Below are 13,879 nucleotides of genomic sequence, written 5' to 3'. Positions count from 1 at the left end.
TTTTACTCGAACATGATATATTCAAACTTCTTCTGCTACAGCAGTCTCTCCAAAGAAATTGACATCGTAATCGCTAGCAACGAAAGAAACTTTTCTATTAATACATAATTGTTTATAAATTTGAGAAAGGGCATTCTTAAATTCAAATAAAATTGAATCTTGATCTTCTGTTGCCAATACATTAGTTTCTTCTACTCTATCGCCCGAGTCGTTATAATAATAGTACCCAGATGAAACCATTTTAGTTTCGCATTTTTCAGGCCTGCTCATAAACTCTATAGCAATATCGATAAAATCTGCATTCTCTCTGCTATCAAATCTCATTTGAGCCATAGAAAAGTAAAAACCGTTATCTAAGGTTCCTTTTACAAATCTATTTTCGATAAGATTTACACCATCTATTAACGCGGAATTTATACCCTGCAACTGATCTTCTTCTACAGTGCTTTCTTCAGAATTATCTCCACGTTCGTCTCGTTTTACTTTCAATTTTTTTATTTCTGCAAACATCCACGATTGATGTTCATATTGAAAAAATTGATTGAATAATTGAATACGATTTTCACAAGATAACGCTTTTAAGCTAATTTCAGAGAAGTTCACTTCAATATCCTCGTTAGTACGTCTGAGATATTCTATAACTTGAGTTACTTTTTTATAATCATTACTTAAAATTGTATCAAAATCCAAACTGAATGTTTCTATTTGATCGTTCACTTTAACCTCGACTCTTCTAGCAGTTTGATCCAATAAATCAATCATGCCTGGTCTATAATCTGTATAATCAATCCTAAATTCCCAACCGTCATTTGGAGTCTCTAATACAGTTACTACTGTATTGTCATCATCGCCTAAAGGGCTACCGTTAATTTCTAACAAAGCATTTTTAAAATCTTCAATCTCTTCTTTCGGTATCTCAAGCCTACTCGTTTTTTTATAATTATGCTCTGCCTCTACCTTTTCTTTAAGTTTTATAAAGTTGTTTCTGGAAAAATAATGATCTGCAGCAATTTTTGCAACATCTTTTTTTCTGTAAGCTTGTACTAGTATTCCTTGCTCTTTAAAAACACTAATTGCATCCTTGCTGCTCATAAATTGTTCAATTACTTTTCTAACATGAAATCTATTTGGGTATTTCCTTAATTGCATATTTCACACCTCATTAATACTATTTAGAATACTGTTCTGGTACATCTGCAAGTCTTAGCATATATTCAATACTTAATTTTAGTTTTGAACCCTCAGTTCTCAAACCTTCACTCTTTGACCTTTTGAATTCTTCAATAGGAACTCTATATCGAGAATCATTATTATATAGATGAATTACGAGGTTATCTGCGTCTTCCAATTGAAAGGGTTGAATACATGAATACATAAAATTCAGTTCATCTAAAGTTGGTTCGGAAAAGAAAAATACATGACTCGTTTCTTCTGTATATGTTCCATTTCTATGTTCTATTGTCTCTTTACTTTTCCCAAAAACATAGCTTGAAAAAAGATGAATGATGTTGACATGATCTCTTCTAGAAGGCGAACTTTTTCCCCCACTGTAAGTATCACTTGGATAAAAATACTTAAACTCTTTTACTGAATGTTTAGCCTTAATTTCATTTACCTTTTGTATTAATGAACACCATTTAAGTATTTCAGTGTTGGAAGCAATATACAATGTAATCGGATTTTTCTTTGTTGTAAACCTTAATTGTTTAAGATAGTCTCTATACTTTAACTCATCAAAATTATGAGGTTCGTTACACCATAACATTAATAATCCTGTCTTTACAGATCTACAATTCATATTATGAAATAGCTCGTTAGTGTCTGAGCATTCAATAGACATCTGAAGCTGATTGATGAAACTCTCAATTTCAGCTTTATTAATTCCACTCCATTTCCTTTGTTTGGATTCAACTATAATTCCTGTATCCTTTTTCTTGTATGGATCATAGTACGAAAAGACCGTATCAATTCCATGTGGGTTAATTCGATCTCTATCTCGGGTTTTATGTGCTACTTTATTAACACAAATTATATCAAAATTTGCATCACCTTTCTGAATCCATCCTAAATTATGTAAAATATTCCGAGTTTGATTTGTCCATCTGTCTCCTTGATATTGCTGTTCTTCTGACAATGTTATTCCTCCTCAAAATAATCAATAATTATTTCTTTAACCAGTTCTATATTAGTAATTTCCAGCGTGTCATATTCTACCTTAATAGAACTATTCACTAAGTCAATATTGAAAGTACATTCTTTTTTATCAAAGAAAAGTTCTAAACTTGCTTTAGAAGGATTAGTAGGTATTCTTTTCAATATACGTTCAGCATCATGGTTTGTCTTAAAATCTAGTGATAACGAATTTAAAACTGTTCCTAAAAACTCAACATCTATATAATCTAATTTTTTCAAACGACATCCCTGTTCTGAAAGTTTATTTAATAAGCCACCTAATTCTATGAAGTTGGAGAAAAGATTAATTTGTGCTTTATTCTTTAAATATCTTTCAAAATTATTGCAGGCTACTCTGTTACCATAAATTAAAGCAATATTTCGTTTTTTAGAGATTATGCAACTGGCTTTATGAGCTTTATTAACAATTTCTGGAACTTCTACTTCTGATATAAAATCATAGAATAACTCTACAGATCGGATCGTACGATAGTAATCCATTGTTATGCCTTCTTCAGTTATTGATAGCTCAGTAATACGTTCAGAAGCTTCAGTAGGGGATGCCTGTAACAATTCACTTAGTAAGTCCATAGAAAAATCATCAAATTTTCTAAAAAGAGCGGTCAACATTATATATCCCCCTTTAATAATACATCCTCATTTGTAAATTAAAGAAAATGAGATCATATGTTCTGTATTATTATAACAAGGATTTTATTCGAACTGAACATTTATCTTAGATGATTATGATGCTTAGAAGCATATCATACATACTGAATAAAGTTTGTCGAATATTGTAGAACTAGTTAAAATGTAACTTATAATAGTTAGGTACAAAATAATATATTAAAAAAATATATTATAACTGAATGCCAAAAGACCTAGCCGTATGACTAGGTCTCACTCTTTGCTAATTTCAACTTAGGTTACAGATATACTGGTTTCACACATACCGGCTTGGATACACCTGTACTGTGACCTGTGTATTTCAAGCGTCCGCTTTCCTGATCTACGGTGAAGGTAACCATGTTGTTCGTATCACGGTTAGCTGCGATCAGCATTTTACCATTCGGTGTCAATGCAAAATGACGCGGGTGCTGTCCCTCTGCGGAGACATGCTCCACCAGTGACAGCGTACCTTTGTCAGCATCTACAGCAAATACTACGATGCTGTCGTGTCCACGGTTGGAACCATACACAAAGCGACCATCATTGGAAACGGTAATCTCCGCAGTTGTGTTCTCGCTGCCTTCATAACCGTCAGGCAGAGTTGATACATTCGAGATTTCAGTGAGCGTGCCCGCTGCCGCATCGTATTTGTACGTTGTGATGGACGAATCTACTTCGTTAATCACGTATGCAAATTGACCATTCGGATGGAATGTCAAATGACGCGGGCCTGCGCCTGGATGAGTCTTCGTTTCACTATGAAGCACCAATTCATTTTTGTCTGTGTTAAGGGTGTAAATCGCAATTTTGTCTGCACCGAGATCCTGTACCATCATATATTTGCCGTCCGGGCTGAAGAAGGCAGAGTGCACATGCGGCTTGTCCTGACGTTCAGGATGCGCCCCGTGACCTTCATGCTTCTTCTCGTCCAGCAGCGCTCCGACCTCACCATTGTCCGTGAGAGCCTGAAGTCCTACCAATCCACCGTGATAACTGGACAGGATCAAATATTTACCGGAAGGGTCGCGCTGAATGTGACATGGCGGAGCAGAGATCGAATCCTTGCGGTTAAGCAGTGTCAATTTTCCTGTGGAAGGGTCCACGCTCAGAGCCACCGCTTCCGACATTTTACTGCCTTCGGCAGACGCCGTTTCACCAATCGCATACAGTTTGTTTGCTTCTGCGTCCACATTCACAAACGTCGGGTTTTTCACTCCTGCAATGCCGTCCAGCTTCGCCAGACTGCCTGTATCCTCATTTAATTCATATGCGTAAATGCCCTCATTTTCAGCTTCGGCATAAGAGCCGACCAAGACGAGCAAGCGTTTTGATTCACTCATTACAGTTTCCTCCTCTATGTGTATGTAGTCTCGCTGTACCTCTTCTATAATAAATCTGTCATATCAAAATAGCAATCCAGCACCAGCTTACTCCCTTAGAGCCTAGCCATGTTGTAAGCAGCCTGTACGAAGCCTCACATCGAATTACACTATTAGCATTCAACTGCATAACTTTTCCTGCTATGATAAGATAGGTTTTTCATCCAGAAAGGACTGAACAGATTGTTGACCTCGTTTTTAGTTACACTCTACCATGTATTTCTGCCTATATCCCTGCCAGTGATCGGAGGAATACTGTTAAAACATTTCAGGGACTGGGATACTCGTCCGCTTTCGGCGTTTTCACTCTATATTCTAAGCCCTGCACTCATCTTCCATACGCTGCTGCATGCAGATATCACATGGACCGACGTCACAGGCACCTTTTGGTTCTCGATTCTGAACCTGATTGCTCTCTGGGCCCTTGCCGAGCTGCTGAGCCGGATTTTTGGTCTGGGTGCACCGGAAAAAGCAGGCCTTACCCTCGTCTCCACGTTTACCAACTGTGTGAATTACGGGCTCCCGCTTGTGCTGCTTGCCTTCGACCAGCTCGGCTTGGACAAGGCTTCTGTCTATGTCATCGGACAGATGATTATTGTGAATACGGTAGGTATTTTCTTTGCCGCAAGATCGGAATTCACCGTAAAACAGGCAATCCTGTCCGTATTTCGCATGCCTACTATATATGCAACGGTTATCGCAATCATCCTGCGGGCCTCTAGTATTCAGCTGCCTGAAGCACTCGATGGGGGCATCTCTATGATGGCTGCCGGTTATTCTCCCATTGTTCTCGCGATCCTGGGCGCACAGATGCTCCGCTCCAAAGGGGATGCAGCGCCTTGGAAGTCCAACGTTCGCCGTGCTTTCTGGGCCGGACTTGTCGTACGCCTGGTCGCAGCACCGGTCTTGTCCTGGCTTATTCTGAAGGCACTTCAGGTCGAGGGCATATTGTTCTCTGTACTGCTCATCCTTGCTTCGATGCCGACCGCAGTCAACGCGGTTATTTTGGCTGAACAGTTCGGCGCTTCCCCGCGGTTTGTTTCCCGCTGCATTCTTTGGACCACCGCTGCATCGATGGTCTTCCTACCGATTATGATTGTGATGTCTTCCTGATCAGTACAGGCGCTGTACCGGCACTGGAGGCGTTCGCCGCTTGGCGGCGCTTCTCCAGCCGGCGTTCATGCCGCCGATAAAGGGCTCTGACGTAGAAAAATTTGACGACGAAGTACGAAATGAAGCCGAGGATCAGACCAAGCACACTCATGCCTGCCAAAATATCGAGCCCGCCAAGCAGCAGCTCACTCACAGCAGACCAGTTCCCGTGAAACAATTCCATCCATGCACTCTCATGCATAGGTCCCTGACCCATACTGTGGGAAGGCAGCATCCATGATCCAATCTGCTTCGCAAGCGGCATTAGAATAATCGGCAGAAACGTTAACTTGCCCACAACGTTACCAACGATGGCCGCTGGCATAGAACCTCCCGAAAGGCGCACAATCGGGTAGAATACGAGATAAATCAAAGATGCAGTCGAGATCACGATCAATTCAAGACCGAACCCTATGGCAAATCCGGTAGATACTTTGTGAGCACCGCCCGGAGCACGTAAAAGTTTGAGAAAATTCAGTTTTATCGCACGAGTCAAACGTGCCATTCGATTGGGTTTGCGCTTCTGGTTCTTCATCCTGAATTTCTCCTTATTTTGCACAAATGACGAATAATGTCGTCTGCACCCATTATATCACACTGCGCCAGCTCCATTGGTTACAATCACAGGATGAGTTTCGATCGCCACATTGCCTGCCACAGCACGGGATATCATACAGGATTGCTCCGCCTTATGTGCCAGCCGCTCAGCCTTGGCCGCATCCGACTCGGACGCATCGACAGCAAGCACAATTCGCGGCCGGTGTACAATCCGCTCATACGTAAATACGTTATTCGTCACATCCACCGCAGCCTCCGATTCCAGCGTCAGCTCGTCAGGTGTGATATCTGAACGCTCCAGCATCGCGGCGAGGGTGATCAGGTAACAGGTTGCTGCTGCCCCCAGCAGCATCTCGTCGGGGTTTGTTCCTGTACCCGGACCGCCCATCTCCTGCGGGATGGAGATAACCGTTTTTAACCCCCCTGCATCAATCGTGCCCTCGCTGTTTCGACCGCCATTCCATACTGCTTTTAAGTGAAACGGATGTTTCATTGCCATCGATCCTTCCTATGATAAGTTGAACTAAATACTTTTACACGGAGACTCCAATGACAGAATAAACTTCCAATCGCTGTTATCCCCAGATGTTTTTTGATTCCCTTTTCCAAAGGGAAAAATCCGGTGATAAAGGCGAAGCGTATGCTTCCGATGTTAGCTTTCTTTTCAGAAGCTTTTAGCTCCGCTTTTTCAGTTTTTCTCTGTCCTCTCCGTTAAAGTGTAAATAAAGAGTTTATCTTATAAATATTCATTTGTAATATTCTGACGTCTGTTACGCTCACACACGTATACACGGAATTTGAAGTTCGTTCAATGCGTCGACATGCTCATCCTGTGCACCCAGATCGGTAATCACTTTACTAACACTTTCCATCGCTGCCACTCTTGTAAAAGCTTGAATGTTAAACTTGCTCGAATCAGCAAGCAGGATCACTTCATCGGCAATATGAATCATCTTCTGCTTCACGAGCGCCTGTAATTCATTCGACTCGCTGATGCCCTTGGTCAGATGCACCCCTTTACAAGATAGAAACACTTTATCCACATGGTACGCATCCAGCGAACGTTCTGCGAGCGGACCGACAAAAGACAAGGATTTGGGCGCAAGCTGTCCGCCTGCAGCAATGACACGAATCTGTTCTTTCGTGCTCAGCTCTGCCGCAACCTTCATCGAGTTGGTCAGCACCGTGAGCGGAATATTCGGCAGTCCAGCCGCCATGTACCACGCGGTTGTACTCGCATCGAGTGCAATCCGGTCGCCCGGCTCCACCAGCTTCACCGCCTCACCAGCAATGCGGCGTTTCTCGTCTGCATGCGCTACAGCCCGCTCGGGATAAGGGATCTCGGACTGCAGCTCGTCTTTGTATTTCACACTTACCGCTCCACCATGCGAGCGTCTGAGCCTGCCTGCCTGCTCCAGCTTGTCCAGGTCACGGCGGATCGTCTCCTCCGTTACTCCGCAGCGCTCACTAAGCTCGGTGACACGCATGCTTCCATGCGCATCGACCCATTCCACTATTTTTTCATATCGTTCCGCAACGAGCATCATCATTCACTCCAAACCGTTATTGTTCCAGCTAAATCTGTCATCCCATCATACCATAGAGCGGCTGTCAGGAGAATTTCACCATACGGAAACAGCATTCGTACATTTATGTAAAAAAGGAGGCTTTCGCCCCCTTCATTCAGTCATTTCCACTTTTTATTTGTCGTCTGCCATAGGGAACCAACCCGGTGTATGGATAATCGCATTCCACAATCCGTCAGGGATGACCAGACGCTCCTGATCCGCTTTCGTCAGAATTGTCTCAATGTCCTCTTCCCGTCCGCTTTCAATCTTCTCGACCCAGTCCGGCTCGATAATTAGCTCACGTCCAATAGCCAGCAGCGGGACCCCCGTCTCCAGAGCTGCTGCCGCCTCGTCTGCGGTGTGGATCGCGCCTACACCGATCACAGGCACTTTGCCGCCCACACGATCCAGAATATATTCGATCCGGGAACGTGTATCTTCTTCACCCCGTCTTGGCTTCGACCAGAACTCATTCAAGGAAACGTGCAGGTAATCGAGGTTTTTATCTTTTAAAGCATCGACAAGTGCATACGTATCCTCCATCGTCAGACCCGGCGTTTCAGGCTCTTCCGGGGAGAAGCGGTATCCCACAATAAACGGAAGCTTCGTATGCTCGGCAGCGACACGCTGTACTTCGTCTACCACCGCAAGCGGGAATGCCAGACGTTTCTCTACACTGCCGCCCCAGCGGTCTTCGCGACGGTTGGAGTGCGGAGAGAAAAACTGCTGGATCAGGTACCCGTTTGCGCCATGGATCTCAACACCGTCGAAACCGGCTTCAATCGCACGGCGAGTCGCTTCACCGAAATCACGAATGACGGATGTAATCTCTTCATCCGTCATTTCTCTAGGCTCCGGAGAGCCGGGACGTTCACTTGCAACGGCACTAGGTGCGACCACCTCACCTGCTGGAACGGCTTGTTCCGGTGTCAGACGGCCTGCATGAAACATTTGCAGTACAGCAGCAGAGCCTTGCTGTTTGATCGTTTCAGCCAGACGTTTCAGTCCGGGGATAAAACTGTCGTCGTAAGAACCAAATTGGGCAGGGAATCCAATTCCGTTAGGCGTAACATGAGTTACTGCTGTAACCGACATCCCCGCTCCCCCAGTGCGGCGTGCATAATATGCAAGCTCAGCATCGGATACCGTGCCATCTGAATTAGAGGACATATGAGTCATAGGAGCAAGCACGATCCGGTTTTTCAGCGTAATGCCGCTTGGCAGTGAAACTTGTTCAAACATTTTGGAATACTTTGGATTCATTCGTGGTTTCCTCCCGGTTATATATCTCTTTAAATAGATATATGGATATATGCATTCTTTTACTGTAATTATTATAGTTACGTTTTAATTCAATTGCAACTTTTGCTTTTTCAATGCTCCTGCCTGCACGCGGGAAAAATGACAAACATTGAAAAGGACAGAGCGTCCATCGGACTCCCCATCCTGTTCTTTTAACCATTTCGAAATCTCAGAAACAAGAAATACCACAAGCAGCCTCTGCATTACAATCCTCAGTAGCTCCGAACATATGCCAGCTTCTGTTCCATCTCTTCCACACATTCATAACAATCATGTTCATCATTAGCCACCATCGGTGTGACCGGATATAGATTCATATCTGTGCGATTGTAGGTTTTGAGCAGCGGCAGCAGCTGCGTTACCCGTGTATTGGCTGGATCAAGCCAAGTATTAATCTCGTCCTCTGCAAGAATCGCCGGCATTTTACTGCCGAACTCGCGGGTTACGAGATTAGCACCAGCCATAAGCATCGTGCAGGTACGCAGCGGCTGCTTACGGGTGTCTTTCCAAATCTCATACAGCCCCGCAATGCCAAATAGACCGCGATCCGGCATCACAACACGCACGGCATAACGCTTTTTCCCTTCTTGGCGCCAGTAATACAGCCCGTTGCATGGGATAACGCATCGTTTGGTTTCAACCAATTTGTAATACGCCGGATTTTCATGCACGGTCATCAAGTTCGCATTCACTGCATCCCGCCCCCAGAACGGTATAAACCCCCAACGGAACTCATCCAGAACCCGTTCTCCATCCTGATGCAGAATGATCGGCGTATGCTGCGTTGGACTGATGTTATAACGATTTTTATAGTAATACATGACCCGCTGTACCTTGAAATGATCCCGGACTTCATCCAGGTCCGCTGCGAGTGAAAAGCGTTCGCACATCATCATACACTCCTTTTTTCGTTCAGGGTTGAGTGTATTGTTTGTAAGTAAAGGGAATTTATGCATACTCCCTGGACAGAAAACGACTTGTTGTGACAAGCCTTCCGCTGCGGCACAAGCATTTCCTTTTTTTCACGACAAAAACAACGACTTGAGACTCATTCCAGGTTCGCTTTTCCTTGTTACTATAATAGAGAAAATATACATTTATTGGAGGTTTTAAGTATGAAAAGGAAGTTTTTGATGACCCTGATGCTGTTTTCTGCGCTTGCAATGTTTGGCAGCACGATCTACGCCGCAACCTTTTTGAATTACGGTTACCCAAGCTCCACCATTCCGATCCGTCCTTATACTTACGCCGCTGCATGGCAGGGTCCAATGGACACTTCTCTTGCCAACTGGAACAACGCAGGAGCCAAAGTACAGTTTGTCAAATCAAGCAGCTCTTCCAACACGATTACCGTCGGCAGCTTCAACAATACCGCATATGGTGTCAACTACGCTTCCGTCTCCGGCAATCAGGTCGTTAACTTCCGCATTGAGCTTAACACCTCCACGATCACCACCGATGCCTCCAACCTGACCAACTTCATTCAAAGCGTGTTCGTCCATGAACTCGGCCACTCCATCTGGCTCGGTGACAATCCAACAACCAGCAGCCCTTCGATCATGTCTTATACCCGTAACCGGAATTCTATGACCAAACCGCAAACCTTCGATATTAACAATGTCAAATCCAGATATTAATCCGCGTGACCTGTAATCTTACTTAAGCTGTACAGCCTATTACCAAGGAGGATTCCAATCTATGAAAAAGAACCGAGTATTCACCCTGCTCGTCTCGTCCCTTTTTGTTCTGTCTGTCGTGGGCTGCTCTTCAACATCACCTGCCGCTTCTCCCTCTGATGCGCCGATCACTGTCATTGCTTCCGAAGATTACCCGAATTACAGCAGTATAGATGCTCTAACTGACCGGGCCGATACCATCGTGAAGGGCCGTGTGATCCAGACCCGAATTGAAGCTTTGAATGACAAAGCTAAGACGGACTCTCTGGAACAAAATGAGCTGGGCACTGCTGAAAGCGCGGCGGATGAACAGATTTCTTTTGACAAAATCTATACCATCTATACGGTTCAGGTGGCAGAACCCTATAAGGGCCGTTACACAGCAGGAGATCAGCTTGAAGTCAAGCAGCTTGGCGGCCAACTGGGCAGTACCAAAGTGATTAATGACGATAATCTTCAGCTGTTGCCAACCAAAGACTACGTTCTGTTCCTTGAAACGTATGCAGACACGCCTGCAAGTCTGCTGAACAGCGTCCAGAGCCTTTACGTGGTGAAGCCCGCTCCCGAATCAAACCAGCCAAGTGAACTTTCCGAGACGGAAGTCATCGTCAGTGCACATCCGGAGAATAATCTGACGCTGAGCCTCAATGATCTGCAGCAGATTAAGGACGAGCAGTCGACTCCGTAACCCTTCCATGTTTTCATGCTTCTATATCTGTTCCATGTCCTGCCGCAGCATACTGCTCTACATAAAATAAAAAAACGTGCTGCCCGGGGAACCGATCAGTACGTTTTTTTGCCGCTCGAAAGATATCTGAATAAAGTTAGCGGCTGACATACACCGGAAGGGTAAACCAGAAGCAGCTGCCTGCACCCTTTGTACTCTGCACCCCGATCTCACCCCCATGCCGTTCCACAATCGATTGAGCAATGGCGAGCCCAAGTCCCGCACCTCCATTATTTTTACTGCGAGATTTATCAATGCGATAAAAACGGTCGAAAATACGTTTCGTTTCCTGCACTTCAATTCCCTCACCTTCATCCATCACCGCAATTCGTAAAAATGCTCCCTGCTCAGCTGCAGTAAGCATAATTGTGCCTTCGACAGGAGAGTATTGAATGGCATTTTGCAGTAAATTAGAGAGTACACGCTTCATCTGTGCAGGCACCATCATAACCGCCGGCAATCGATCAGGCAGCTTAATCTCCACGCGCAGCTGTCTCTCGGCAAGATGAAACGAAAAGCTCTCCAGTGTGCTGAGCACTAACTCATCAACATGGCTGGGCTGAGGATCGAACTGATCCCCCTTCGCTTCCAGACTGGATAGGTCAAAAAGGTCCTGAATCAGGCCTCCCAACCGTTTCGTTTCCAGACGAATCGTGTTCAAGTATCGTTGAAAGGTGACTTCATCCTTGATTACATCATCCTCCAGCGCTTCAACAAAAGCCTGAATCGAGGCCAGAGGTGTACGCAAGTCATGGGAAACATTTGCAATTAACTCTCGTCTGGCTGATTCGGAATGATGCAGATCGTCAAAGCTCTCCTTCAGCCTGGAGCTCATTTCATTAAATTGCTGTGCGAGCATCTTGAATTCCTGTGGACCGACGAGAGGGACTTCCGTCTGGAAATCCCCTTCGGCCAGTCGCTTTGTGCGCTCTGTAATACGTGCGATGGACTTCTCTAATGGCTTCGTTAATAAATACTGAAGAACAAAAGAAAGTAAACCTACTCCGCCCGTTACTGCCGACAATAGATAAAACTGTTCGATGGTAAGCAGCATTTTTGAATAACTGATCAATAAACAGATCAGCAGTACGCCAATGCCTGTAAGACTGGACAATACCAAATACGTACGCAGCTTCATGACGAGCCACCTGCAAACTTGTAACCAATGCCCCATACGGTTTTGATATATTTCGGATCCGAAGCATTCTGTTCAATCTTCTCCCTCAATCTCCGAATATGCACGGTCACTGTAGTTGTATCTCCCTCATAGCTGAAGTCCCAAATTTTGCTCATCATCTGGCTGCGTGAAAATACCTGCCCGGGGTGACTTGCCAGCAAATACAGCATCTCAAACTCGGTAACCGTTAAGTCAATGAGCCGTTCGCCGATCTTTACTTCACGTCTCGCAAAATCAATCATCATCCCCTCATAACTAATCGTATGTGTGGAGGCAGCAGATGAGGCCTGTGCTGTTCGCGTCCTCCGCAATACTGCTTTGATACGCAGGACCAGTTCTCTCGGACTAAAGGGTTTGGTCAAATAATCATCGGCTCCCATAGTCAGCCCCATTAGTCGATCCTGCTCTTCCCCGCGAGCAGTCAGCATGATAATCGGTACATCTTCCGTTTGCCGAATCTCATTACAGACTTCCCAGCCATTTTTATGCGGCATCATCAGATCAAGCACAATCAAATGCGGAGTCTGACTGCGCCACATCTCAATCGCCTCCAAGCCATCCCTAGCTGTTACAACCGTATAACCTTCCCGCTCCAGATACCTGCGGCATACGTCTGTAATATTGCTGTCATCATCGGCCACCATAATACGCTCATTCAATGAACTCACCCCATATTCAAAACAAGCATTTTGCAATATCATATCACAGGGTGATGGTCATGCATTGTCACGTTTATCTTCTTACTTCATTTATCTTCTTTTTATGCTTCCTCTATCTTCCTAATCTTACTTCATCGTATTCATAGGCATCATGTATTTGGAAACGACCATATGACTCACATACGTACTCCCCTCATGTATAGAAGGCATTGAATTCAGACTAACCTGCATGCCGTCGACCATCATTTTTTTAGAACCCACCCACACTTTAATGGTTTTAGCCGCAGGCATCATCATTTCTTCCTTCATTATCTTATCGTCCGTCATCATCATGTCATCGTCCATCATCTTGCTATCTGTATTCATCAAATCGTTATGCATCTTCATGTCGCTGCTCATTGTCATCTCGTCTTTCATCTTCATATCGTCCATCCCGCCATTGTACATCAATGTGACCGAACGATCTTGGCTGTCCCACATAATGCTGTAACCATACATATTTGCAGCCTGCCTCAACTGCACAAGTTCCATGCCATCCTTTTTGATCATTTTCATCTCTGCCGCGCTTGCGCTCGTTAATCCTGAGAACGTTAACGACATCACCAACATCGCTGCTGCAATCATCTTTTTGCTTGTGCCTGTTTTCATCATTTTTTATCACACTCCATCGTTTAGTTGCTTGCATGGACTACGATATAGCGAACAACTTACGATTCTCTAAGTAAAACATTACGAAACCATTACAATGTAAACATTTGGATCATACTGATATAAAAAAGGTTGAAATCCCCCTTTATGAGAGACTTCAACCGTTTAATTAATTTAACCCAAACTTGTTCT

15 protein-coding genes are annotated in these 13,879 nt (G+C 44.4%); 3 read left to right on the top strand and 12 right to left on the bottom strand.

The genetic code is table 11. The annotated features are described in order from the left end of the window. Nucleotides 1–21: 21 nt before the first annotated feature. The 4 genes from MKY97_RS12300 to MKY97_RS12285 all read right to left on the bottom strand — a co-directional run bounded on the left by MKY97_RS12300 (nt 22) and on the right by MKY97_RS12285 (nt 4,181). On the bottom strand, nt 22–1,149 hold the full coding sequence (locus MKY97_RS12300; RefSeq protein ID WP_342555693.1) for a hypothetical protein: 1,128 nt from the start codon (nt 1,147–1,149) through the stop codon (nt 22–24). A 19-nt stretch (nt 1,150–1,168) separates the two neighbouring features. Next, nucleotides 1,169–2,134: a hypothetical protein gene (locus tag MKY97_RS12295; RefSeq protein WP_342555692.1), complete on the bottom strand. Its 966-nt coding sequence runs from the start codon at nt 2,132–2,134 to the stop codon at nt 1,169–1,171. Between the two features lie 2 nt (nt 2,135–2,136). Then, nucleotides 2,137–2,802, bottom strand: coding sequence for a hypothetical protein (locus tag MKY97_RS12290; RefSeq protein WP_342555691.1), 666 nt, complete (start codon nt 2,800–2,802; stop codon nt 2,137–2,139). A gap of 296 nt (nt 2,803–3,098) precedes the next feature. Next, complete coding sequence (locus MKY97_RS12285) at nt 3,099–4,181, bottom strand: lactonase family protein (RefSeq protein ID WP_342555690.1); 1,083 nt, start codon at nt 4,179–4,181, stop codon at nt 3,099–3,101. 222 nt (nt 4,182–4,403) lie between these two features. Here MKY97_RS12285 and MKY97_RS12280 point away from each other — a divergent pair, with 222 nt between their 5' ends. Continuing rightward, nucleotides 4,404–5,333: an AEC family transporter gene (locus MKY97_RS12280; RefSeq protein WP_342555689.1), complete on the top strand. Its 930-nt coding sequence runs from the start codon at nt 4,404–4,406 to the stop codon at nt 5,331–5,333. Here the strand turns inward: MKY97_RS12280 and MKY97_RS12275 are convergent. The 5 genes from MKY97_RS12275 to MKY97_RS12255 all read right to left on the bottom strand — a co-directional run bounded on the left by MKY97_RS12275 (nt 5,311) and on the right by MKY97_RS12255 (nt 9,690). Continuing rightward, nucleotides 5,311–5,907 carry a DUF2062 domain-containing protein gene (locus MKY97_RS12275; RefSeq protein ID WP_342555688.1) on the bottom strand — a complete coding sequence of 199 codons (597 nt, stop codon included), beginning with the start codon at nt 5,905–5,907 and terminating at the stop codon, nt 5,311–5,313. The genes MKY97_RS12280 and MKY97_RS12275 overlap by 23 nt on opposite strands. A gap of 57 nt (nt 5,908–5,964) precedes the next feature. Continuing rightward, the gene (locus tag MKY97_RS12270) at nt 5,965–6,423 is read right to left on the bottom strand and encodes an OsmC family protein (RefSeq protein ID WP_342556312.1); all 459 of its coding nucleotides are present in this window, start codon (nt 6,421–6,423) and stop codon (nt 5,965–5,967) included. Nucleotides 6,424–6,706: 283 nt separating this feature from the next. After that, nucleotides 6,707–7,474: a DeoR/GlpR family DNA-binding transcription regulator gene (locus MKY97_RS12265; RefSeq protein WP_342556311.1), complete on the bottom strand. Its 768-nt coding sequence runs from the start codon at nt 7,472–7,474 to the stop codon at nt 6,707–6,709. A gap of 156 nt (nt 7,475–7,630) precedes the next feature. Next, on the bottom strand, nt 7,631–8,761 hold the full coding sequence (locus MKY97_RS12260; protein ID WP_342555687.1) for an NADH-dependent flavin oxidoreductase: 1,131 nt from the start codon (nt 8,759–8,761) through the stop codon (nt 7,631–7,633). Between the two features lie 251 nt (nt 8,762–9,012). Next, nucleotides 9,013–9,690 (bottom strand): SOS response-associated peptidase, encoded by a 678-nt coding sequence (locus MKY97_RS12255; protein ID WP_342556310.1) that lies wholly within the window; start codon nt 9,688–9,690, stop codon nt 9,013–9,015. 225 nt (nt 9,691–9,915) lie between these two features. Here MKY97_RS12255 and MKY97_RS12250 point away from each other — a divergent pair, with 225 nt between their 5' ends. Both MKY97_RS12250 and MKY97_RS12245 read left to right on the top strand, forming a co-directional pair. After that, a complete protein-coding gene (locus MKY97_RS12250) occupies nt 9,916–10,437 on the top strand; it encodes a hypothetical protein (RefSeq protein ID WP_342555686.1) in 522 nt (173 codons plus the stop codon). Nucleotides 10,438–10,498: 61 nt separating this feature from the next. Next, a complete protein-coding gene (locus MKY97_RS12245) occupies nt 10,499–11,164 on the top strand; it encodes a hypothetical protein (protein ID WP_342555685.1) in 666 nt (221 codons plus the stop codon). 136 nt (nt 11,165–11,300) lie between these two features. Here the strand turns inward: MKY97_RS12245 and MKY97_RS12240 are convergent, their stop codons facing one another. From MKY97_RS12240 to MKY97_RS12230, 3 genes are all read right to left on the bottom strand, one after another. Beyond that, entirely contained in the window at nt 11,301–12,341 is a 1,041-nt protein-coding gene (locus MKY97_RS12240; protein WP_342555684.1) for an ATP-binding protein, read from the bottom strand. Further along, nucleotides 12,338–13,039 carry a response regulator transcription factor gene (locus tag MKY97_RS12235; RefSeq protein WP_342555683.1) on the bottom strand — a complete coding sequence of 234 codons (702 nt, stop codon included), beginning with the start codon at nt 13,037–13,039 and terminating at the stop codon, nt 12,338–12,340. Before MKY97_RS12235 ends, MKY97_RS12240 begins: the two co-directional genes overlap by 4 nt. Nucleotides 13,040–13,165: 126 nt before the next feature. Beyond that, the gene (locus MKY97_RS12230; RefSeq protein ID WP_342555682.1) at nt 13,166–13,690 is read right to left on the bottom strand and encodes a stalk domain-containing protein; all 525 of its coding nucleotides are present in this window, start codon (nt 13,688–13,690) and stop codon (nt 13,166–13,168) included. Nucleotides 13,691–13,879 lie beyond the last annotated feature (189 nt).

Origin of the sequence: Paenibacillus sp. FSL R7-0652, assembly GCF_038595045.1 — a bacterium.
Classification (GTDB): Bacteria; Bacillota; Bacilli; order Paenibacillales; family Paenibacillaceae; genus Paenibacillus.
Note: the sequence above shows the minus strand (reverse complement) of the source record. Positions and strands in the feature narration are given on the sequence as shown.